23 protein-coding genes are annotated in these 21,723 nt (G+C 52.4%); 13 read left to right on the forward strand and 10 right to left on the reverse strand.

Features of this window, described 5'->3' with window-relative positions:
* The first annotated feature begins 59 nt into the window (after positions 1–59).
* The 7 genes from minD (at position 60) to TON_RS05555 (ending at position 7,835) form a co-directional block, all read left to right on the forward strand.
* On the forward strand, positions 60–800 hold the full coding sequence (gene minD / locus TON_RS05525) for a cell division ATPase MinD (protein ID WP_012572041.1): 741 nt from the start codon (positions 60–62) through the stop codon (positions 798–800).
* Complete coding sequence (locus TON_RS05530) at positions 797–1,540, forward strand: ATP/GTP-binding protein (protein ID WP_012572042.1); 744 nt, start codon at positions 797–799, stop codon at positions 1,538–1,540. Before minD ends, TON_RS05530 begins: the two co-directional genes overlap by 4 nt.
* Positions 1,541–1,661: 121 nt before the next feature.
* Positions 1,662–3,104, forward strand: a complete 1,443-nt coding sequence (gene asnB, locus TON_RS05535; RefSeq protein ID WP_012572043.1) for an asparagine synthase (glutamine-hydrolyzing) — start codon at positions 1,662–1,664, stop codon at positions 3,102–3,104.
* Between the two features lie 143 nt (positions 3,105–3,247).
* Positions 3,248–4,453 (forward strand): hypothetical protein, encoded by a 1,206-nt coding sequence (locus tag TON_RS05540; RefSeq protein ID WP_012572044.1) that lies wholly within the window; start codon positions 3,248–3,250, stop codon positions 4,451–4,453.
* A 38-nt stretch (positions 4,454–4,491) separates the two neighbouring features.
* Positions 4,492–5,529 carry a glycosyltransferase family 4 protein gene (locus TON_RS05545; protein WP_012572045.1) on the forward strand — a complete coding sequence of 346 codons (1,038 nt, stop codon included), beginning with the start codon at positions 4,492–4,494 and terminating at the stop codon, positions 5,527–5,529.
* Between the two features lie 32 nt (positions 5,530–5,561).
* On the forward strand, positions 5,562–6,581 hold the full coding sequence (locus tag TON_RS05550; RefSeq protein ID WP_012572046.1) for an L-threonylcarbamoyladenylate synthase: 1,020 nt from the start codon (positions 5,562–5,564) through the stop codon (positions 6,579–6,581).
* Positions 6,582–6,653: 72 nt separating this feature from the next.
* A complete protein-coding gene (locus tag TON_RS05555; protein WP_012572047.1) occupies positions 6,654–7,835 on the forward strand; it encodes a hypothetical protein in 1,182 nt (393 codons plus the stop codon).
* Positions 7,836–7,846: 11 nt separating this feature from the next.
* On the opposite strand, the gene TON_RS05560 is transcribed toward TON_RS05555, so the two are convergent.
* Entirely contained in the window at positions 7,847–8,266 is a 420-nt protein-coding gene (locus tag TON_RS05560; protein WP_012572048.1) for a hypothetical protein, read from the reverse strand.
* Between the two features lie 81 nt (positions 8,267–8,347).
* Between TON_RS05560 and TON_RS05565 the strand changes: the two genes are divergently transcribed.
* The gene (locus TON_RS05565; RefSeq protein ID WP_012572049.1) at positions 8,348–9,052 is read left to right on the forward strand and encodes a nucleotidyltransferase domain-containing protein; all 705 of its coding nucleotides are present in this window, start codon (positions 8,348–8,350) and stop codon (positions 9,050–9,052) included.
* A gap of 6 nt (positions 9,053–9,058) precedes the next feature.
* Here the strand turns inward: TON_RS05565 and serS are convergent, their stop codons facing one another.
* From serS to TON_RS10450, 3 genes are all read right to left on the reverse strand, one after another.
* On the reverse strand, positions 9,059–10,432 hold the full coding sequence (gene serS / locus TON_RS05570) for a serine--tRNA ligase (protein ID WP_012572050.1): 1,374 nt from the start codon (positions 10,430–10,432) through the stop codon (positions 9,059–9,061).
* A gap of 78 nt (positions 10,433–10,510) precedes the next feature.
* Entirely contained in the window at positions 10,511–11,713 is a 1,203-nt protein-coding gene (locus TON_RS05575) for a molybdenum cofactor synthesis domain-containing protein (protein ID WP_012572051.1), read from the reverse strand.
* A 63-nt stretch (positions 11,714–11,776) separates the two neighbouring features.
* The gene (locus TON_RS10450) at positions 11,777–11,941 is read right to left on the reverse strand and encodes a hypothetical protein (protein WP_167711970.1); all 165 of its coding nucleotides are present in this window, start codon (positions 11,939–11,941) and stop codon (positions 11,777–11,779) included.
* A gap of 118 nt (positions 11,942–12,059) precedes the next feature.
* Here TON_RS10450 and TON_RS05580 point away from each other — a divergent pair, with 118 nt between their 5' ends.
* From TON_RS05580 to TON_RS05590, 3 genes are all read left to right on the forward strand, one after another.
* Positions 12,060–12,821: a hypothetical protein gene (locus TON_RS05580; protein ID WP_048055075.1), complete on the forward strand. Its 762-nt coding sequence runs from the start codon at positions 12,060–12,062 to the stop codon at positions 12,819–12,821.
* Positions 12,818–15,334, forward strand: a complete 2,517-nt coding sequence (locus TON_RS05585; protein WP_012572054.1) for a CDC48 family AAA ATPase — start codon at positions 12,818–12,820, stop codon at positions 15,332–15,334. Before TON_RS05580 ends, TON_RS05585 begins: the two co-directional genes overlap by 4 nt.
* Before the next feature lie 77 nt (positions 15,335–15,411).
* On the forward strand, positions 15,412–15,729 hold the full coding sequence (locus tag TON_RS05590; protein ID WP_012572055.1) for a PRC-barrel domain-containing protein: 318 nt from the start codon (positions 15,412–15,414) through the stop codon (positions 15,727–15,729).
* A gap of 12 nt (positions 15,730–15,741) precedes the next feature.
* On the opposite strand, the gene TON_RS05595 is transcribed toward TON_RS05590, so the two are convergent.
* The gene (locus TON_RS05595) at positions 15,742–16,449 is read right to left on the reverse strand and encodes a metallophosphoesterase family protein (protein ID WP_012572056.1); all 708 of its coding nucleotides are present in this window, start codon (positions 16,447–16,449) and stop codon (positions 15,742–15,744) included.
* Between the two features lie 103 nt (positions 16,450–16,552).
* On the reverse strand, positions 16,553–17,938 hold the full coding sequence (gene acs, locus TON_RS05600) for an acetate--CoA ligase alpha subunit (protein ID WP_012572057.1): 1,386 nt from the start codon (positions 17,936–17,938) through the stop codon (positions 16,553–16,555).
* A 214-nt stretch (positions 17,939–18,152) separates the two neighbouring features.
* On the opposite strand from acs, the gene TON_RS05605 reads away from it, so the two are divergent.
* Both TON_RS05605 and fen read left to right on the forward strand, forming a co-directional pair.
* The gene (locus TON_RS05605) at positions 18,153–18,578 is read left to right on the forward strand and encodes a phosphate-starvation-inducible PsiE family protein (protein WP_012572058.1); all 426 of its coding nucleotides are present in this window, start codon (positions 18,153–18,155) and stop codon (positions 18,576–18,578) included.
* Positions 18,578–19,603 (forward strand): flap endonuclease-1, encoded by a 1,026-nt coding sequence (fen, locus tag TON_RS05610; RefSeq protein ID WP_012572059.1) that lies wholly within the window; start codon positions 18,578–18,580, stop codon positions 19,601–19,603. The genes TON_RS05605 and fen overlap by 1 nt, the downstream gene beginning before the upstream one ends.
* A gap of 12 nt (positions 19,604–19,615) precedes the next feature.
* Here fen and TON_RS05615 read toward each other — a convergent pair whose 3' ends face one another.
* The 4 genes from TON_RS05615 to TON_RS05630 form a co-directional block, all read right to left on the reverse strand.
* Positions 19,616–20,515, reverse strand: a complete 900-nt coding sequence (locus TON_RS05615; RefSeq protein WP_012572060.1) for a transcription initiation factor IIB — start codon at positions 20,513–20,515, stop codon at positions 19,616–19,618.
* Positions 20,516–20,553: 38 nt separating this feature from the next.
* Entirely contained in the window at positions 20,554–20,835 is a 282-nt protein-coding gene (locus TON_RS05620; RefSeq protein ID WP_012572061.1) for a hypothetical protein, read from the reverse strand.
* A 17-nt stretch (positions 20,836–20,852) separates the two neighbouring features.
* Positions 20,853–21,191, reverse strand: coding sequence for a DNA-binding protein (locus tag TON_RS05625; RefSeq protein WP_012572062.1), 339 nt, complete (start codon positions 21,189–21,191; stop codon positions 20,853–20,855).
* Between the two features lie 77 nt (positions 21,192–21,268).
* A complete protein-coding gene (locus TON_RS05630; RefSeq protein WP_012572063.1) occupies positions 21,269–21,721 on the reverse strand; it encodes a 30S ribosomal protein S19e in 453 nt (150 codons plus the stop codon).
* Positions 21,722–21,723: the final 2 nt, after the last annotated feature.

The following is a 21,723-nucleotide window of genomic DNA, read 5'->3' on the forward strand; positions in this document are numbered from 1 at the left end:
AACCGATGCTCTGACTAAAGGTTCATAAAGGTTTAGTCGAAAATAGGATAGGTGGGACGATGGGCAGAATGATATCCATTGCTTCCGGCAAGGGAGGCACGGGAAAGACCACAACAACGGCTAATCTCTCTATAGCCCTCGGAAAGATGGGCTATCACGTTTGTGCCATCGATGCTGACCTGACAATGGCGAATCTGAGCCTCGTTATGGGAATAGACGACGCGTACACGACTATTCACGACGTTCTCGCCGGAAAAGCGACTATAAGTGAGGCCATCTACGCAACGGCATACGAAAACGTCCACCTCATTCCCGCGTCGATAGACTGGGAGCACGTCATAAGGGCCGATCCCAGAAAGCTTCCGGAGACGATAAGGGAGCTGAAGAACAAGTTCGACTACGTCATAATAGACTCTCCTGCTGGACTTCAGATGGACGCGATGAACGCCATGTTAAGCGGTGAGGAAGTTCTTCTCGTTACGAACCCAGAGATATCGTGTGTGACCGACACCATGAAGGTAGGGATGGTTCTCAAGAAAGCTGGCTTGGCAATTCTCGGATTCGTTCTCAACCGCTATGGAAGGAGCGATAACGATATTCCTCCCGACGTTGCAGAGGAAGTTATGGAGATACCTCTCCTGGCTGTTATTCCGGAGGATCCAGCCGTTAGAGAAGCAACTCTCGAAGGGGTCCCCGTCGTTGAGTATAAGCCCGACTCCAGAGGTGCCAAAGCATACATGAGGCTCGCAGAAAAGGTGGCAAGGATATCCGGTCTCAAGGCGCAGGTGATGAGGAAGTGATACTGGCCTTCGTGGGCACTGCCGGAAGCGGAAAAACGACCTTAACCGGGGAATTTGGGAGGTATCTGAAGGAAAACGGACACAACGTCGCCTACGTGAACCTTGATACTGGAGTTATGCGTCTTCCCTACAAACCTGATTTAGACGTTAGGGACGAAGTGACTGCATGGGAGATAATGGAAGAGGGCTACGGGCCCAACGGGGCCATAGTTGAGAGCTACGACAGGCTTCTCCCAAAAGTTGGGAGCTACATCGATCGGATTATCAGGCTTGATACAGAGAACGACTACGTCCTCCTTGACACTCCTGGCCAGATGGAAACCTTCCTCTTCCACGAATTCGGGGTCAGGCTTATGGAGAGCCTTCCTGAGCCCCTCACAGTTTACCTCTTCAGCCCAGACATTCTAAGAAAGCCCCACGACTTCTGCTTCGTGAGGTTCTTCGGTCTCATGATAGATTTGCGCCTCGGCACGACAACGGTTCCAGTTCTCAGCAAAATCGATATCGTCGAGAACATAGATGAGTACAGGAAATACCTCGATGACGTTGAGTACCTGAAGGCCAGACTTAAGCTCGACCCGTCGATGCAGGGACTTTTGGCCTACAAGATGTGCTCAACTCTTCCGGAGCTAGCTCCGCCGACGAGGGTTGTTTACATCTCAGCCAAAACGCGCGAAGGCTTCGATGAGCTTGAAACACTGGCCTACGAGCATTACTGCACCTGCGGAGACCTAACATAGTTCACCGGTCTTTCGATTTTGTGAGCATCCTTTCAGTCAGCAGCTAACATTTTAAAAACTCTTTCAAGGAATAAGAGAGAAGCCTTTTGGCGTTGTATCTTAAAGTCCGTTGGGTGAGAGCATGTGTCTTGTAGCGGGAGGAATCGGAACCAACCTCAAGGAACACTTTACAATGATGATTCTTGCTGGAAAGCACAGAGGAGAGGACTCTTTTGGTGTGTGGACTAACGAAGGAGTGCTCAAATCAGAGGACTTTTCGAAGCTTGATGAAATTCCCGACGGAAGAATCGGCCTCCTTCAGTGCAGGCTGGCCATGACCGGTTCCTTCGGTTACACCCAGCCCTTCTACAACGATCTGGCGCTTGTCCATAACGGTGAGATATACAATCACAACCATATTCGGAACTACCTCAAGGACAGGGGGGTCTCCTTCGAGAGCGACGTTGACAGCGAAGTGATCCTAAGGCTTCTCGAATATCTCTTGGAGAAGGGCCTTAATGTTGAGACAGCTGTTAAAAAGGCCATGAGCATGCTAGAAGGGGACTACGCAGTTGCCTTCAGTGATGGCAGGAGAATATACCTCTTCCGCGACCCCGTTGGTGTGAGGCCTCTCTACTATTCACCGAACGGCTTCTTCGCCTCGGAGAAAAAGGTGCTCTGGGCGATTGGTGAGCGGGCCATTCCAGTTCAGCCGGGAGAGCTGATCCTCCTGTCGCGTGAAGGGGCTCAAAGGAGAAAGCTCTTCAGTATACTTGAACTAAAAAGGATGGTTTTTTCTGAGGAAAGAGCAAAACTCTCTCTAATAAGGACGCTCACCCATGCCGTACGGGTTAGAGTCGAAAAGAGGACGGGGGTTCTCTTCTCCGGCGGTCTGGACAGCTCGCTAATAGCTCTGACTGCATCGAGGTACTCGGATGTCGTCCTCTACACCGCCGGAGCTGAGGGAAGTCAGGATCTCGAATGGGCTAGGAAGGTCAGCGAAGAGCTTGGTCTTCCACTTAGGGAGTATGTTTTTGATCTGGACGACGTCAAGGAGGCCGTTCCAAAAGTTGCCTTCGCCATAGAGGAATCGAACCCAATGAACCTAGCAATAGGTATTCCTCTCTACTTCGCTACCAAACTCGCCCGTGAAGATGGCTGCAAGCTTCTTCTGAGCGGTCAGGGAGCCGACGAGCTCTTCGGCGGTTACGCAAAATACCTCGAGAGGCCAGAACTCATGGAGAGCGATCTGCTTGAAATAGGTGAGAAAAACCTTGTCAGGGACGATAAGATAGCGATGCTGAATTCCGTGGAAGGAAGGGTTCCCTTCCTTGATCTGGCAGTGATTTCAACAGCCTTCAACACGCCCCCCGAGGCCAAGATAAGGAAGGGCATCAGAAAAGCGATCCTCAGGGAAGTTGCCGTGGAGCTTGGTCTTCCGAAGTGGATAGCTGAGAGGGACAAAAAGGCCGCTCAGTATGGCAGCGGTGCTCAGAAGCTCCTCAAGAAGCTCGCCAAGAGCGAAGGAATGACCCTCAGAGAGTACGCCCAAAGAGCCTTTAATGAGGCATTTAAACGCGGATAAACGTTGTTAAACGTCCTTTAATCTTCTAGGACATGGGGGAGCTTTTTTAACTTTCTCATCCGTCCTCTCACAAACACGGACAAACGGTTTCGTGAAAAACGCTTAAATATGGCTCTTTCGAAACCAAAACCAGGTGAAAAGCCGTGATACTACGAAAAGGCCTCGCATTGCTCATTGGAATCCTATTCATCATAAGCCCCACCATGACGGTACATGTCGCAGGGGCAAATATAAAGCTCGTAATCCTTGTGAGCGACAACGAGGCTGATAGGGCAATAGCGGAGAATGTGGCAAAAATCCTGGGTGCCCAGGTAGTTGTTAGCCCATGGGGAACCTATGACCCGGCTGCGAGTGCAGAGATACTGACGATAAACCCAGACAAGGTAATAATCATCGGCGGATCCGTCGCCGTACCAGAGGAATACACTCAGGACTTCGGGGAGTTTGGGATACCCTACGAGCGCTGGTACGGAGAGACGAGGTACGAGACAAACCTAGCAGTTATAAAGATGCTCAAGGAGGAGTTTCCTGAGGCGTTTAGCCAAATAACTTCCGTGGTCATCGTCAACGGGCGCGACGTTCTTGCCATACAGAGCATGAGGGAATCACTCCCAAATGAGTTTGCAGGCATCCCAATTCTAGTCCTCACAGATGAAGGAAAAATCCAGACCACGCTGAATGTCCTGAACGAGTTCAACAGGATTACAGAGGTCAGATACATGGCCACCTACGCGAATTCGTTCAGCAGAACCCCCCTTTTTCCTATTAACGAGGAAACAATCGACCTCTGGCTTAAGAAGCGCTTCGGGACAAATTATTTCTCCTCCGAGAGCATGTTAATGCCTTTCACTACAAGGACATACCAAGTTCTAGTTGATGTACAGAACAAGACTCATCGCGCCGAGACGCTCTTGGATGGTCTTGAAATCCCAGATGCTAGGAAAAAGCTCGACGATGCCAAGAAGCTGATGATCCTCGCGTGGGAGGCATACAATGAGGGGGATTACGTCAGGGCCTACGAACTGGCAATTAGGGCCAACTTCAACGCAGACTTCGTTATCTCCCGCGCATACAGGGAGATGAACACCATCTATCAGGGCTCTGCCAAGCTTCAGATGGCCAGGGAGCTGTTCCGGCTGCGGGTAATGGTGGAAGTCCTCAAGAAAAAGGGCTACGACGTTAGCAACCTCGAGGCTTTACTGGTTCAGGCAGGGAAAGCCTTGGATAGAGGGGACTACTCAGCACTCCTCAATGACCTGATTCCACAGATAAAGAACGGGATAGCCCAGCTGACGGTGAAGAGGCCGATTCCAGGAATACCTGCAGGCCGGGACAGGGGAAGACCATAAGGCTTTTTAACGTCTCTTCTCCATTTTTCCCGGTCAAAATGAGGATTCTAATGGTAGGACACTACCCTCCCCACGGTGGTGGCGTTGCAAACCACCTCGATAACCTCGTGAGGGAACTTAGAAAGCGCCACGAGGTGCATGTCCTTACCTACGGCCCAATTAAACCGAGAGATAACGAGAAAGAATTCGTCCATCAGGTTAAGGTTCCACCGGTCTACGGCATCAGGGGGACGAGCTTTGCCCTTCTTGGGGCAAAGGAGATAGTCCGACTCCATCGCGAGTTCAGTTTTGATTTGGTGCACGCTCACTTTGTGGGAACAACGAGCTACGCCGGCGTTCTGGCCAGGGAGAGAATTGATCTGCCTCTTGTTGTTACAGCCCACGGAAGCGATTTAGAACACACCGCGAAGCTTACCCTTGGAAGATTTTACGTCAAAAGAACGCTTGCGACGGCAAACGCTATAATAACCGTCAGCCACTGGCTCGCAAAGAAGGCGATCTCCCTGGGAGCGGGCAAGGTTAAGGTTATCCCCAACGGCGTCAAGTCTCTCTCGGAGAAACAGGGGCAAAGGCGCTACATCACGTTTATTGGAGCCTTGAGAGATTACAAGAGCCCGGAAACGTTTATCGAGCTAGCCCGGGTTTTTCCTGACAGGGAGTTTCTCGTAGTGGGCGATGGCCCCCTCAGATGGAAACTCGAGACGGAAGCGCCGGAGAACGTCAGGTTTTTGGGTTACCGCCGCGATGTGGATAGAATTCTCTCAGAAAGCCTCCTTCTTGTACTGCCCTCAAAGAGGGAAGGCTTCGGCCTTGTAATCCTTGAAGCCAACAGCCTTGGTGTTCCGACTGTTGGGAGAAGGGTAAGCGCTATTCCCGAGCTAATAAGGGAAGGTAAAAACGGGCTGACGTTCAAAAGCTTCGAGGATCTGGTAAAGGCCGTTGAGTCAATACTCGAACCAAAGGCCAACATAAAGATCGGAAAGACCGGAAGAAGGATAGCCAGCCTCTACTCCTGGGGGGCCGTGGCAAGGGAGGTTGAAAAGGTTTACCTCGATGTCATTGGGCAACGTTTTTAACGGCCTTTTCTCGGTGAACGTTGGGTGAGAAGATGACGGTAGTAATCAATATGCGAGACGGTATGGATGGTAGGAAGATAAAGATTGCCGCGAAGTTCATACTCGAGGGCAAGCTCGTCGCCTTCCCAACGGAGACTGTTTACGGTCTCGGTGCGGATGCGCTAAACGAGGAAGCCGCAAGGAGAATATTCGAGGCCAAGGGAAGGCCAGCGGACAACCCGTTGATAGTCCACATTGCAGACTTCGATGACCTCAAAAAGCTCGCAAGAGAAATACCTGACGAGGCAAGACTCCTGGCCGAAAAGTTCTGGCCAGGCCCCCTAACAGTGGTTCTCCCCAAAAAGGAGGAGGTACCAACGGTCACTACCGGCGGCCTAGACACCGTGGCGGTTAGAATGCCCGCCCACCCGATAGCCCTCGCACTCATAAGGGCCAGCACGCCAATAGCGGCCCCATCAGCCAATATAAGCGGAAAGCCAAGTCCAACCCTAGCCGAGCACGTCATAGATGATTTCTACGGAAAAATCGAGTGCATAATCGACGGAGGCGAGACAAAAATAGGCGTGGAATCCACCGTCGTCGACCTCAGTGGTGAGAAACCAACCCTCCTGAGGCCCGGTGGTTTGCCGCTCGAGGAGATCGAAAAGGTCATTGGAGAAGTGGAGATACACCCTGCGGTCAGAGGTAAGCTCGTCGATGTTGCCCGCTCTCCGGGAATGAAGTACAAGCACTACTCGCCGAATGCGCAGGTTATTGTCGTTGAAGGACCCAGAGAGAACGTCAGGAAAAAGATAGAAGAGCTCGTTAAGGAGTACCGGAAAAAAGGACTGCGGGTTGGAGTTATGGCCACAGAACAATACGATGCAGATGAGTTCTTCCATCTTGGAACGAGCGAGGAGGAGGTTGCCAGGAATTTGTTCAAAGCTTTAAGGGAGCTCGACAAGAGGAGAGTTGACATCATAATTGCCGAAGGAATCGAAGAGAGAGGTTTGGGCTTTGCTGTGATGAACAGACTGAGAAAGGCAGCAGGGTACAGAATAGTATGGGCATAGACAACGCTTAAATATTGAGACTCTTAAATTTAGCCAATGGGACCCTGACTTGAATCATGTGGGGTGAGAAATTTGGCAGCCAACATGGGACTAGAAGGGCCAGAAGAACTGGAACAGCTAGCTTTCAAGAGAATCAACGAGGGAAAGATTAAAGAGGGACTTAAATTTGTTCTTCGTGCTGCAAAGGGCTACGAAGAGGAGGGGAAAAAGGGGGACGCCGCGAGACTTTACAAATACCTGGGATATATTCTGCTTGAGAGAACTAAATTGATTGAGAAGTCTCGCCCATTCCTTTTGAAGAGCGCCTATCTCTACATTGACCTTATCGAAAAGGAGATAACCCGACCAGGAGTTAATCTAGACACCCTCGATGATTACTGCTCCAATGTTCTCGAGGTCTTTCTGACGCTAAACGATGAAAGAAACCTGATGAAATACGCCGAAGAGTTCGCAGCGATATATGAGGATCTCGGCAACTCGTACCGGGACAATGACGATATCACCATGGCTATCCGAGCCTACGAATCCGCCTACAGGTACTACAAGATAATCGACAGCATTGAGTCCTACAAGAGGATCGCGGAGATACTGATAACCCTCTATGGGCAGGTAGCAGAGGAGAAGCTTGAAAAAGGAGACTTAAAGGGTGCTGCAGAGGCTTTCTACCGCCTCGCCAGCTTCATCAGGTCGATATTTGGCTACGATATACACTTCATTGAGATGATGGACACAGCAGCCAAGAACTTTGAGAAAGCCAGCAAGCTGGCCTATTCCAACGGTGACCTTGATAGAACCACTAGCTGTCTCGTCAAGGCACAGTACGCATATTTGCTGGCTAGGAACTTCAACAGGGCCAAGCTGATAGGAATAAACACCGTCAGGATGCTCTATCAGATAGTAAGCTCTCATCGCGCCAACGGCAACGATGACATGGCTGCCGAAAAGCTTGTGGAGATGGCTGAAGCTCTGATAGGAATTGGCAAAATCAAGGAGGCCATGGAAACATACAAGAGCGCCCTTGAAACCAGAAGTGATATGAAGTTCAGGGCTAATGTCCGCTTGGCTATCCTCAAACAGTTCGCAGCGTCAAAGGGAGATGAAGATCTCCTGGAGGACATCGATACCATCGAGTACTACACCAATAAGAAGAACTATCCGAAAGCCCTCGAGCTGGCCGAAAAAGTACTCCTTAGAAAGGATGAGCTCAAAGAGGTCGCAAACATGCTCTACGAGGCAGAAGGAATATATCATTAAGAAAAGAAAGGTCAGGACTTGACCTCTACCCTTGGAAGCGGTATGTGGTAGGGCAGGCGCATTTCCTTCGCGAGGAGCATTATCATAGGGGAGACTTCCTTGGTTATGAAGTTCACAATCTCGGCAAAGGTTACTGGATCCATCTTCTTTTCATCTTCCCACAGGTTGAGTATCTCGTCCATCTTGTCCTTCTGAGGCGGAACGTACAGAATAATTCCCTCGATTACACCCTGAGCGACCTTGGGGTTGTAGTCAATCTCATACCTGAAGAGAACCTCAATACCGTTCATCTTTCCGGTCGGAGTGCGTATCTCACCGAGGCGCATTTCCTTAATCTTCGGCGAGAGCCTGACCTCAATCTGGCCACCGGGAACGCCAATGGCCTTCTTCTCCATCTCGACCTTGGTTATGTTGAATCCAAGCACTGGCATTTTTTTCACCACCCCAAAGTGGTTTCGACTATATAAAACGCTATCGGTAGGCCTTTAAACGTTCCGGTCGAGCCTAGTTCGATGCCGAGGGAAAAAGTAGTTAAGATTTGGGACGAAAGGGAAGTGGTTTATCCACCAAAGCGCTGGCGCTACCTTTGGGAGAAGCGGGAGAAAGCTCTGAAAATAATGGAACGTCTGGAGCAGTTCGACCCGCAGCTCTACGGTAGCGTGGCTAGGGGGGATGTTAGACGAGACAGCGACATTGACATCTTCATTCCCTACAAGGTGCCGAGCTATTTAATAGAGCTCGCCCTTGAGGGCATAGTAAGCAGGAGAAAGATCGTTATGGCAACGCCGTGGCATCTCATTAAGGGCGTCATCGAGATAGATGAAGAAACTACGGTAACATTCCCCCTCATAGAACCGACAGAGAGGGAGCTGGAGTTCTATAAGTGGGGTGGCGCGATAGACCTCTGGGATGTGAAGACCAAGCAGAGGGTTCCTGGAGTAAACAAGAAGCTCATTCTTATAGTCCCAACCGAGAGAGGTCACATCGAGCGCGAGGTCGTCGGAAGGGAGAGCGAAGTAGCAAAAATCCTCGGAGTTAGCATCGACATCGTAACCGAGCGCATTCACGTTCTGACGAGAAGGGACGCGATAGGAAGGACAGGCACTTACCTCAACGAAGAGGTGCCCGATTGGATGACCTTCGAGGAAGCGCTGAAGCTCATAGCGGACCGCGACCCGAACGTCAGGAGAAAGGTAAGGGAGGCCGGGGGAATTTAAAAGAAATCACTCAAGCCCCTGGCAGCACTTCTCCTTCATATGCGCCGGGAGAATCTCCTTGAATCCGGTGTACTTCCAGAGGACCTTTGGAAGCTTGACGACGCCCTCCTCAGTCTGGTGGTTTTCGAGGATAGCAACGATAGCCCTCGAGGTTGCTATCGCCGTCGAGTTGAGCGTGTGGACGAACTTGGGCTTCTCGTGAGTCTTGTCGCGGTAGCGGATGTTGAGCCTTCTCGCCTGCCACTCCGTACAGTTGCTCGCCGAAACGACCTCCCTGAACTTGCCCTGTCCAGCCATCCATGCCTCTATGTCGTACTTTTTGGCCGCAACGTAGCCGAGGTCTCCGGTACAGATGTTGACGACGCGGTAGGGGATTTCAAGCTCCTGGAAGATCTCCTCGGCGTTCTGTATTAATTTTTCGTGCCACTCCCAGCTCTCCTCTGGTCTCGAATAGACGAACTGCTCGACCTTGTGGAACTGGTGGACTCTAAAGATACCCTTGGTGTCCTTTCCAGCGGTTCCAGCTTCCTTCCTGAAACAGGGGCTAATACCAACGTAGAGGAGCGGGAGGTCCTTTCCTTCAAGTATCTCGTTGGCGTGCATCCCAGCGAGCGGGTGCTCGGCCGTTGGAATAAGGTAGAGATCCTCCCCCTCGACCTTGTAGATAACGTCTTCAAAGTCACCGAAGCTGGTGACACCCTCTTCAACGTAGCGGCGCACCATGTAGGGCGGTATGACGGGAATAAAACCCTTCTCGATGAGTTTATCCAGGGCAAACCTTATGAGGGCGAGATCGAGGATGACCAGTTCGTTGAGGAGGTAGTAAAACCTTGAACCGCTAACCTTTGCGGCCCTCTCGATGTCAGCTCCGCGAAGAATCTCGAGCATGTCGACGTGGAGCCTTGGCCTCCAGTCAATAACCTCATAGTCCATCTTCCCAAGGCTCTGCTCCTTAAACGTCTCAAGGAACCCCTCCCAGACCTTCGCTTTGCCCCAGAACCTTATCGGCACATTCTCGCTGTCATCTTTGCCGATCGGAACGCTCTCGTGGGTGATGTTCGGCAGGCGCCAGAGATAGTAGTCGATCTTTGCCCTCAGCTCCTCAACTTCCTTCTCAAGGGTCTCAATCTGCTTCACAATCTCGTTGCTCTTTGCAAGGAGATCGTCTATCGGCTCACCAGCCTTCTTGCGCTTTCCTATCTGCACAGCGAGCTGGTTGCGCTCCTTCCTGAGCTGGTTGATCTTCCGTAGGTTCTCGCGCCACTTTTTGTCGAGTTCGAGGATTTCGTCGATCCATTTTATCTTCTCAATTTCCCCGCGCTTTATGAGATCGCCCTTAACTAGATCAGGGTTTTCACGGATGAGCTTTATGTCCAGCATAGCATTTCACCTGGGAGATGAACGGTGCTGGAGTTTAAAAATAATTTGATAATCGCCTTGACATTTCGGCAAAAAGAGTCAACCGAAGAAGGTTACTTCAACCTCCTCTCCCGCCTCGAGTATCTCCACGTTCTCCGACACCTCTATGAAGCCATCAGCATCGATGAAGCTCGTAACAGCTCCGCTGCCCTTGAGTATTGGAACCGCTTTTTCGCCCTCGATTCTGACGGGAAGGAACTGCCTCCTGCCCTTGACCGAAAAGACCTTGTGGGCAAGCCTCTTCTTGACCTTCCTGACCTCATTCTCCCTGCCAAGGAGCTTCCTGAGGAGCGGGGCGACGAGAAGGGTGAAGTTCGTTAAACAGCTCGTGGGATAGCCAGGAAGGCCAAAGATGGGCTTTCCGTTAATGAGGCCTATTATTGTCGGTTTGCCGGGCTGTATGGCTATGCCGTGGATTTTCACCTCGCCGAGCTCCTCGATTATCGAGCTGGTGAGATCCCTTATTCCCCCGCTCGCACCACCGCTCAGGAGAACAATATCACAGCACTCGACACCCCTTAGTATCAGTTCCCTCAGGCTTTCACGGTCATCCCTTGCTATTCCCAGGAAGATGGCCTCGCCGCCAAGCTCCCTTACAGCGTCAGCGATGGCCCTTCCGTTGATGTCGTATATCTGACCGTATTTAAGCTCCGTTCCTGGAAGAATGACCTCGTTGCCGGTGCTTATCACAGCAACCTTTGGCTTTCTGAAGACTCTGACCTTCGAGAAGCCGACCGCCGAAAGTAGTGCCGTCTCCTTGAAGCCTAGCCTCGTACCTTTCTCAAGGAGAGACCTACCCTTCGGAATGTCCGCTCCACGCTTCATGACACCCAAGCTTGGATAGGCCGGCTTGTAGATAACAACCTCATCGCCTTCCCTGTCCACATCCTCGAACTGTATCACTGCATCTGCGCCCTTCGGCAACGGTGCGCCTGTGGATATGTAGACGCTCTCACCAGGCTTGAGTTCTATCGTTGGCGTGTCACCAGCGTTTATCTCGCCAATAACCTTCAGCCTCACCGGTTCGCTCTCGCTCGCCATGAACGTGTCCTCAGCCCTAACGGCGTAGCCATCGACGGTTGCCCTGTCAAATGGTGGGACATCTATTGGAGAGACTACGTCCTCAGCGAGAACCCTGCCGAGAGCTTTTTCAAGGGAAACTTCCTCGATCTCCGGCTTCAGCGGAAATGAGTCTATAACCTTGAGAGCTTCTTCGAGCGGAACCACCTTCAGGAACGCCATTCTATCACCGAGAAAAGATAAGATCAGGCGTATAAATGAGTTGCGTAAAAGGAAACGTTTAACTCACCATTCATCTTCCTCGTCCCACTCTTCATCTCCCCATTCTTCCCAGTCCTCTTCCTCCCACTCGTCCTCCTCGAGCTCCCACTCCTCTTCCTCGAGGAACTCCTCTTCCTCAAACTCCTCGACCTTCTTCTTTTTCTTTGGAGGCTGCATCCCAATCCCCATCCCTACTTGCCGATAATGGCTTATAAACTTTTTTCTGCGGATTTGGAGCCTTTCGTGGCCAAAATTGTGGATTGGAACGGTTAGAAAGGTTTTTAATTGGGAAGATTTACTAATAACTATGAGGGTAGCCATCGTAACGAGCGATGCCCGTGTTTACTATCTGGCAACAAAGGTGCTGAAGGAATACAGGATAGCCTTCCACAGCATCCGCGTGGGGGATAAGATCCCGTTCGATGTGGAGGTTGTCCTGACGAGTGAGAGGGATTATGGTAAAATAGACTTTCCTGTCAAGATAATTGTGAGGAACGAAAGCTTCATAGACGAGCTCCTCGCGAAGCTTGAGGGAAGGGAGAGGTTTAAGAGAGTTTACATTGCCATAGACCCGGGCGAGAGACCCGGCCTGAGCGTCATTGCCGACAACCGCGTGATAGAGGTTCACCACCTCAAGAACCCGCGCGACGTGGAGATAATCCTTGAACTGCTTGAGAAATACCCGTCCGCTAAAATCAAAATTGGACACGGGGCGAAGCGGCAGAGGATACTCATGCTCAAAGCTCTCGCTGACTTGCTCGGCTACGATTATCCCGTCATCGTCGTGAACGAGTCGCGGACTACTCCAAAGGTTGGGGGCATAGACGTCTCGCAGGTGCAGGACATAGTCGCTGCCATAAACATCGGCCTGCGCGAGGGCAGGGAAGTGCCGATAGGAGAACTCATTGAAGTAAGGGAGCCAACCAAGAGGGAGATAGAAGACATAAAGAGGAGGAGCCGTGAGCTGAGCGGGAACATCACGATCTCCTCGAAGCTCGCCCGCGAGGTCGCCATTGGTAATCTGACATTGGAAGAGGCTATAGAAAAACAGAGGAGGAGGTCAAGATGATTTTCGGTAAGGATGAGGAGAGGTATGAAAAGATAAAGCTTCGCGTTGCCGAGGCGCTCAAGAGGGACGTGGGGAGGGGGATAGTGAGGTTCGACAGAAAGTACCAGCGCCAGCTTGGGGTTGAGCCAGGCGACATAGTTGAGCTGATAGGAGAGCGCTCGACTGCTGCAATAGTGGCGAATCCCCACCCGGACGACAGGAACCTCGACATCATAAGGATGGATGGCTACATAAGGAGAAACGCAGGGGTTAGCATAGGTGACTACGTCACGGTCGCAAGGGCGGAGGTAAAGGAGGCAAAAAAGGTCGTCCTCGCACCAGCGCAGAAAGGTGTGTTCATCCAGATACCTGGAGACATGGTCAAGCAGAACCTCCTCGGAAGGCCCGTCGTTAAGGGAGACCTTATAGTTGCAAGCGGTAGGAGTGAGGCCAGCTACTATGGCGGCTCGCCTTTCGACGAGCTCCTAAGGGGCCTTTTCGAGGCCATGCCCCTCGGCTTCGGTGAGCTCAAGTTCGTTGTTGTCAGCACGAATCCGAAGGGCATAGTCCAGATAACCTACAACACCGAGGTCGAGGTTCTCCCGCAGGCGGTCGAAGTGCGCGAGGAGACGATTCCAGAGGTCACATACGAGGACATCGGCGGTCTGAGCGACGCGATTCAGAAGATACGTGAGATGGTGGAGCTTCCGCTCAAGCATCCCGAACTCTTCGAGCGCCTTGGAATTGAGCCGCCAAAGGGTGTTCTACTCTACGGTCCGCCGGGTACTGGAAAAACGCTCCTTGCTAAGGCCGTCGCCAATGAGGCAAACGCCCATTTCATAGCTATCAACGGGCCGGAGATAATGAGTAAGTTCTACGGTGAGAGTGAAGAGCGCTTGAGGGAGATATTCAAGGATGCCGAGGAAAACGCGCCATCAATCATATTCATAGACGAGATAGATGCAATAGCCCCCAAGCGTGAAGAAGTCGTCGGGGAGGTTGAGAAGCGTGTCGTCAGCCAGCTGCTGACTTTGATGGACGGCCTCAAGAGCAGGGGCAAGGTCATAGTTATAGCGGCCACCAACAGGCCTGATGCTCTCGACCCCGCCCTCAGAAGACCGGGACGCTTTGACAGGGAGATAGAGGTCGGTGTGCCCGACAAGAAGGGCAGGAAAGAAATACTCCAGATACACACCAGAGGAATGCCCCTCGAGCCGGACTACGACAAAGTTACTGTCCTCAAGGTTCTAAGGGAGCTCCTGAGGAAGGAGACCTTCGACGAGGAGCGGCTAAAGAGACTCATCGAGAGGGTTGAGGAGGCAAAGAGCGAGGAAGAAATCAAGAAGGTGCTGAAGAGCGAGAGCGAAATCTATCCAGAGGTCAGGACGAGGCTCATAGACAGAATGCTTGAGGAAATAGCCGAGAAGACGCACGGCTTCGTCGGTGCCGACTTAGCTGCCCTCGCAAGGGAAGCCGCGATGGTCGTCCTCAGGAGGCTCATCAACGAGGGCAAGATAAGCCCTGAGCAGGAGAGGATCCCTCCTGAAGTTCTCCAGGAGCTCCGCGTTAAGAAGGCGGACTTCTACGAGGCTCTGAAGATGGTCGATCCCTCGGCACTGAGGGAAGTCCTCATCGAGATGCCAAACGTCCACTGGGAGGACATTGGAGGTCTTGATGAGGTCAAGCAGGAGCTCAGGGAGGCTGTCGAGTGGCCGCTTAAGTACCCAAAGGCCTTCCAGAGACTTGGTATAGACCCGCCGAGGGGAGTTCTTCTCTACGGTCCGCCGGGAACCGGTAAGACGCTATTAGCCAAGGCAGTGGCCACGGAGAGCGAAGCCAACTTCATAGGCATACGCGGGCCAGAGGTTCTCTCCAAGTGGGTTGGCGAGAGCGAGAAGCGCATAAGGGAGATATTCCGCAAGGCCAGGCAGGCTGCCCCGACGGTGATATTCATCGACGAGATAGACGCCATAGCACCGGCAAGGGGCAGTGACATGAACCGCGTCACTGACAGGCTCATCAACCAGCTCCTGACTGAGATGGACGGAATAGAAAAGAACAGCGGTGTGGTTGTCATTGCTGCGACCAACAGGCCAGACATCATAGATCCAGCCCTGCTTAGGCCAGGAAGGTTCGACAGGCTGATACTCGTACCAGCGCCAGACGAAAAGGCCAGACTGGAAATACTCAAAGTGCACACGAGACGCGTTCCACTTGCTAAGGATGTCAACCTCCGGGAACTCGCGAAGAAGACGGAAGGCTACAGCGGTGCCGACCTGGAGGCCCTCGTGAGGGAAGCGGCACTGATAGCGATGCGCAGGGCTATATCAAAGCTCCCGACGGAGCTCATCGAGGAAGAGAGTGAGGAGTTCCTCGAGCAGCTGAGAGTTTCAAAGAAGGACTTTGAGGAGGCCCTCAAGAAGGTCAGGCCGAGCATAACGCCATACATGATAGAGTACTACAAGAACTTCGAAGAGAACAGAAAGTCCAAAGCCGAGAAGACTAGCAGGGGGCCGGACTACTACACCTTCTAATTTTCTTTACCATTTTGGAAAAAGTTTTATACGTTGGTGCCCAAGATCTTACACGATTAAACCGAGAGGTGGCGAAAATGGTCAAGATAATGGCTTCCAAGCTTAGGGATGTCGAGCTGATAACCGACACCGGAATAAGGCTCGGCTGGGTTTACGACCTCAGCTTCGATGAGGAAACCGGCGATATTCTCGTTATCGTAGCCGAGCCCGATGAGGATCTCGACACGAGCGAATTCGTTACCGATCACGAGGGTCTTCTGCTTATCCCGATAAGCGCCGTTAAGAGCATTGGAGAGGTTATCATTATAGACTCGGGCAAGCTCGCCGTCAAGTCCAAGCTCAGGAGGATAGGTCCCACAAAGAAGACCGAGCCCCAGGAAGAACCCGGGGAGTGACTCCTCTTCCTTTTAATATCCATCGTAGAGCCTTTCCGCCAGAAACCTAGGAAGGCCGGCCTTCAGTATCTTTCTCGCCGCTTCCTGGACGTCGTATTCAACGCGGTGGAATTCAACGTTTTCTGGAGGCTCTTTTTCTGTGTCTATTAGCGCGTAGCTTGCCCGCCAGTCACCGTCGCGCGGCTGCCCAACACCACCAGGGTTTATTACTCTCCGCCCTTCGATGACCTTCAGCATCGGCACGTGGGTGTGGCCGACGAGCAGGTCATCTTGCTTAACGTAGTTCAGAACGGCCCTAAACTCGCTATCGGGGAGCCAAGGGGATAGGTACTCATCCAGCGGTGCCCTCGGCGAGCCGTGAATTAGGAGGTAGCTTCTACCGACCTCGTCGGTGAAAATCTGCCTTACAGGCAATTTTCTTAGAAACTCAAGGTTCTCAACGGTCATAACGTGCTGGTGCCACCTGACGGCTTGTCTCGCGTAGGGGTTGAAGCCCCACTCGGCGCCGAAAGCGATAGCATTATCATGGTTTCCACGGACGCAGAGGAGCTTCCTCTTTTCCATCTCCCGCCTGATGAAGTCAACAACCTCGTTGGGGGAAGCGCCATAACCGACAAGATCTCCCATGCAGAGGATTACGTCGGCGTCTTTGATGTAATCCCACACAGCCTGAAGGGCCTCCCAGTTGGAGTGGATGTCTGAGATTAGGGCGATGAGCATGGACATCCCTCAAGAAAGTTGGGCGTGGAGGTATTAAAGCATGTCTCAAAACAGGAGCGCAATTGCAGCGAGGGAAGAATTAAGAAAAGGATGCTGAAGGAGTTCACTCTCCTTGCCTCTTCTTCCAGCGGCTCCAGCGGTAGAGGGCAGCAAGAGCCTTTATCGCCCTCTCCGGCTCCGGATAGGCTGGAATGCCCTCCTCGTTGAGCATGTCGATGGCTTCCTTGGCCTCTATGCCGCCGACGATGGCAACGACGAGTGGCTTCTTCCTGCCGCTCTCGTTGTACTCGCGGATGACTATCTTGGCGAGATCCCTCGGGTCAAGCACGGCCGTCTGGCAGTAGAGCACAGCGATGCTGTGCATGTTCGGGTTCGCCAGGGCGTCCCTTATGGCACCCTCGTAGGCCTCCGCGCCGGCCATACCTGTGAGGTCAACCGGGTTCTTGTAGCTTCCGAAGGGCGGCATGTGGTTGGCGAAGACTTTCAGGTCTTCCAGGTTATCGTAGAGGTGCAGACCCTCTTCCTCAGCGGCGTCGGTGGCCATAACTCCAATTCCACCGCCGTTGGTGAGTATGACGAGGTTCTCGCCCTCTGGCTCTGGCAGGTTGCTCAGCGTTCTCGCCCAGTCAAAGGCCTCGCCGATGGTTAAGGCCCTCAGAACGCCGCTCTGCTTGAAGGCGGCCTCGTATATCTTGTCAGCACCGGCGAGCGAACCAGTGTGGGAAGCTGCGGCCTTGGCTCCACGCTCACTCCTTCCGGCCTTGATAATGATAATCGGCTTCTCCATGCTGACTTCCTTGGCAACCTCCATAAAGCGCCTTCCGTCCTTGACACCCTCCATGTAGATAAGGATGGCCTTGGTGTTGTCGTCGGTCTTGAAGAATTCAAGCAGGTCGGCGTCGTCGATGTCGCTCTTGTTTCCAACACTGACGACGGCTGAAAGGCCGACCTTCTCGAGGATGGTCCAGCCCATGAGGGCAATTCCAAGGGCACCGCTCTGGCTGATGAGGGCAAGGTTACCCGGCATGACATCGGTTGGGCCGAAAGTGGCGTTCATCTTGGCTGGAGTGTAGACAACGCCGAAGATGTTCGGGCCAAGGATTCTCATGCCGTACTTGTTGGCGGTCTCCACGAGCTGTCTCTCAATCTTCTTGCCCTCCTCGCCAAGCTCACCGAAGCCAGAGCTTATGATGGGGAGAACTTTAACGCCCTTCTTGCCACACTCCTCGACGACCTGCGGGACGAACCTGGCCGGGACAACTACAACAGCCATATCGACGTCATCGGGAACATCAAGGATGCTCTTGTATGACTTGAACTTCCTGCCGTTGATCTCAATCTCGACACCCTTGACATTAACAGGGTAGATCTTGCCCTCATAGCCGTATTCGACGAGGTTTTTCATAACTGCGTAGCCTATCTTACCTGGCTTCTCTGAAGCTCCGATGACGGCGATGCTTTTTGGCCTAAAAAGTGCCTCTAAACTCATCTTCATCACCCCTGATGATATTTACAATTTCACGTCTGTAAAATGGGTTATAACTTTTCTCTTCTCGTTTTGACGATAACTGAATCGTCATCCGTCAAAGAAACCCTAGGTTTCCAACCTTTTTAGAATAAAGCATTTAAAATCTGCCACATAGACTTCTGAGTGATGATGATCCTTCCCCTCACCTGAACGGTGATGAGCCTACGGTAGGCTGATGAAGATGACGAAGATTGAGAACGAAAAAACAGCCCAATATACACAGGTACACAGGCTGTTTAGGAAAACCCTTGAGATAAGCTTTGACTTTGTGGTAATGGCATTTCTGTTTTTCATACTATATCTTACAGTGTACTCCATCTACCTGAACTTCAAGCTAACATACGGTGTAACTGAACCAAAGCTCCTTATAGCCAATGTCCTCGTTACAATCATCCTGATAGAAACGTACCGCATACTCATAATATATTTAAGGCAACACCGTGTGAGCCTGACCCACATCCTCGAAGTTGGCATAGTGGCGCTCATCCAGAAGCTCATAGTGGCTTCAGATTTTGAAAACATGGACGCGTTTAAATTGCTGTCAATAGCGATTCTGCTTTTTGTGTTAGGATACCTCTACCTCAAGGTGGGTGAGGACTGATGGGGGTACAGATTGGAGAGCTCATCCCGAGGAAGGAAATTGAACTGGAGAACCTTTACGGGAGGAGGGTTGCAATAGATGCCTTCAACGCCATCTACCAGTTCCTCTCTACTATCCGCCAGAGGGACGGAACCCCTCTGATGGATTCCCAGGGGAGGATAACCTCCCATCTAAGCGGACTCTTCTACCGCACAATAAACCTCATGGAAGCAGGCATAAAGCCAGCCTATATCTTCGACGGCAAACCGCCGGACTTCAAGAAGAGAGAGCTCGAAAAGAGGCGCGAGGCGAGGGAGGAAGCTGAGGAAAAGTGGTACGAGGCCCTGGAGAGAGGCGACCTTGAGGAGGCCAAGAAGTACGCGATGCGCGCAACCCGCGTCAACGAGGGGCTCATAAACGACGCCAAAACGCTCCTCGAGCTGATGGGCATCCCCGTTATTCAGGCTCCAAGCGAGGGCGAGGCTCAAGCTGCATACATGGCTGCGAAGAAGAAGGTCTACGCCTCCGCGAGCCAGGACTACGATTCCCTGCTCTTCGGCGCGCCCAAGCTCGTGAGGAACCTCACGATAACGGGAAGGAGAAAGCTCCCGGGGAAGAACGTTTACGTCGAAGTCAAGCCCGAGCTGATAGTTCTGGAGGAGGTTCTCAAAGAGCTCAGCATCGATAGGGAGAAGCTCATTGAGATGGCGATTTTGGTCGGTACAGACTACAACCCAGGCGGAATTAAGGGAATCGGCCCGAAGAAGGCTCTAACGATAGTCAAGCGCACCAAAGACCCGCTCAAAAAGTATCAGAAGGAGAGTGAGGTTGACCTCTACGCGATAAAGGAGTTCTTCCTCAACCCGCCGGTCACAGATGACTACGAACTCAAATGGCGTGAGCCCGATGAAGAGGGCATTATAAAGTTCCTCTGTGATGAGCACGACTTCAGCGAGGAGAGAGTGAAGAATGGCCTTGAAAGGCTGAAGAAAGCCGTAAAGGCAGGAAAGCAGTCGACGCTCGAGAGCTGGTTTGGGCGGAGGTAGTCTCTCTTTCCTTCAAACCGGAATCTTGAGGTTCAGCTTCTCCACCAGCTCTTTGTATCTGTTCCTTACCGTTACCTCTGTGACGCGCGCAACCTCTGCAACCTCACGCTGCGTCCTCTTCTCGTCCTCAAGCAGGCCCGCTATATACAGGGCCGCCGCAACAAGGCCGGCCGGGCTCTTTCCGCTCGTGAGGCCTTTCTCGTAGGCCTCCTCGAGAATCGCAATGGCCCTTCTCCGGACCTTCTCGCTCAGGCCGAGCTCATCGGCAAACTTGTTGACGTAGTCCGTTGGCTTTACGAAGAGCTTCTTTGGCGTAAGGTTGAGGTTCCTCGCGATGAAGCGGAAGCTCCTGCCTATCTCCTTCTTGTCGACGCGCGATATGTCCGCTATCTCGTCGAGCGTCCTCGGAACTTTGAGGAGCCTGCACGCAGCGTAAACACATGCCGCTATGACGCTCTCAATGGAGCGGCCCCTTATGAGACCCTTCCTGACGGCCTCACGGTAGAGACGAGCAGCCTCTTCTTCAACGTGTCTCGGAAGCTTGAGCTGGCTCGCTATCCTGTCAAGCTCGCTCAGGGCGAATGCCAAGTTACGCTCGGCGGCATCGCTAACCCTCAGACGGGATTGCCACTTCCTCAGACGGTACATCTTCTCGCGCATCAATCCAGAAAGGTTCCTGTCGATGCCTATATCAGTTGAGAGACCCTTATCGTGAAGGAGAATGCTCTCGGGGGCACCAACGCGGGCCCTCTTCTCTCTTTGAGAAGCGTCAAAAGCGCGCCATTCCGGACCCATATCTATGACGTTCTCCTCTATAACATAACCGCAAACCTTACAGACTACCTCTCCCCTACCCGGGTCGTAGATGAACTCCGTTGAGCCACATACCGGGCAGACCCTACGCTTGCTCACTCCAACACCCCCAACCGGCCGGCTATTTTATAAAGCCCTTATAAACCTTCGCCCTTTTTCTTCGCCACATACCTAAGAATCCAGGCGAGGTCTTCACGTTTAAATGTGATCCTCTCAAGAACCCTAACTTCCCAGTCCTCCTCAACTATGTTGGCGTAAATCCAGAGGAAGACGGGATCATCGTCGGTTCCGACGTGAAGGTTCTTGTACAGAATATCGACCGTTCCATCTTTGTTCTTCTTAACGGAGACAGCCTTCCAGGTCTCGAGACTAACCTCTCCCTTTTCGTCGAGTATTTTAACTATCTCCTTGGCGTCCATGGAGTCACCTTCCGGACTCACCACTTAATCCTGAAGTCCCGTCTAGTCCTCGCGTCGATTTGGGCAAGAATCTTCTTCAGCTTAGCATCGTCTATCGGCTCGCGTATCTGTCCAGCCTGATACAGCTGAACGAGGACGAGCTCCACTTGGCGGGCCAGCTCGGGCCTGACAAGCTTAACGCGCCCGAGTCTCTCCCTCGCCTCAGGGGTAAGTATGTGCCTCATTATGGCATTGAGCTGGGCCTCAAGCTCCATCTCCTGCCTTATGGCTTCTTCCTGGGCCTTCTGCTGCTCGAGGTATCTCTTCTGCAGCTCGAGGAGCTTCTTCTTTCTGATCTCCTCTATGTCCTCGGCCATTTTTCCTCACCTCCAGTTCAAACTGTACAGCAAGGTTAAAAAGGTTCTCGATTGGAAGGAAAGTAGAAGAGGCGAGCTCAGTACTTCTTGAGCTCCGGAATCTGCTCCTCAAGCTCCTTCTTGAGCTCGGTGGCAATCTTGTCGAGGAAGCTCTGCCCCTGTGGGGTGACGATTCTTCCTTCGCCGGGAACCTTCTGGACAAAGCCGGCAGCCTCAAGCTGCTGGAGGGCCTTCCTGATAATGCTTCCACCGGCCTTGTAGAAGTGCTCCGGGGCGTGGCCGCGGTTCTTCCTTCCACCGTACCAGGTCCTGAGCCTCTCAATTCCGACCGGCCCGTCAATGTAGATCTTCCTGAAGATGCTGGCAACCCTGTAGTACCACCAGTCCTCCTGCTCCGGAAGGCGCTCCTTGTGCCTGCCGGTCTTGACGAACGGGGCCCACTCGGGCGGCTTTATGGCCTCTATCTCCTTGAGCTTCTGGGCAACCCTCTCGACGAGCAAATCACCGGGAACGTCATAAACCGTAGCCATCC

It is taken from the genome of Thermococcus onnurineus NA1 (assembly GCF_000018365.1).
Taxonomy (GTDB): domain Archaea; phylum Methanobacteriota_B; class Thermococci; order Thermococcales; family Thermococcaceae; genus Thermococcus; species Thermococcus onnurineus.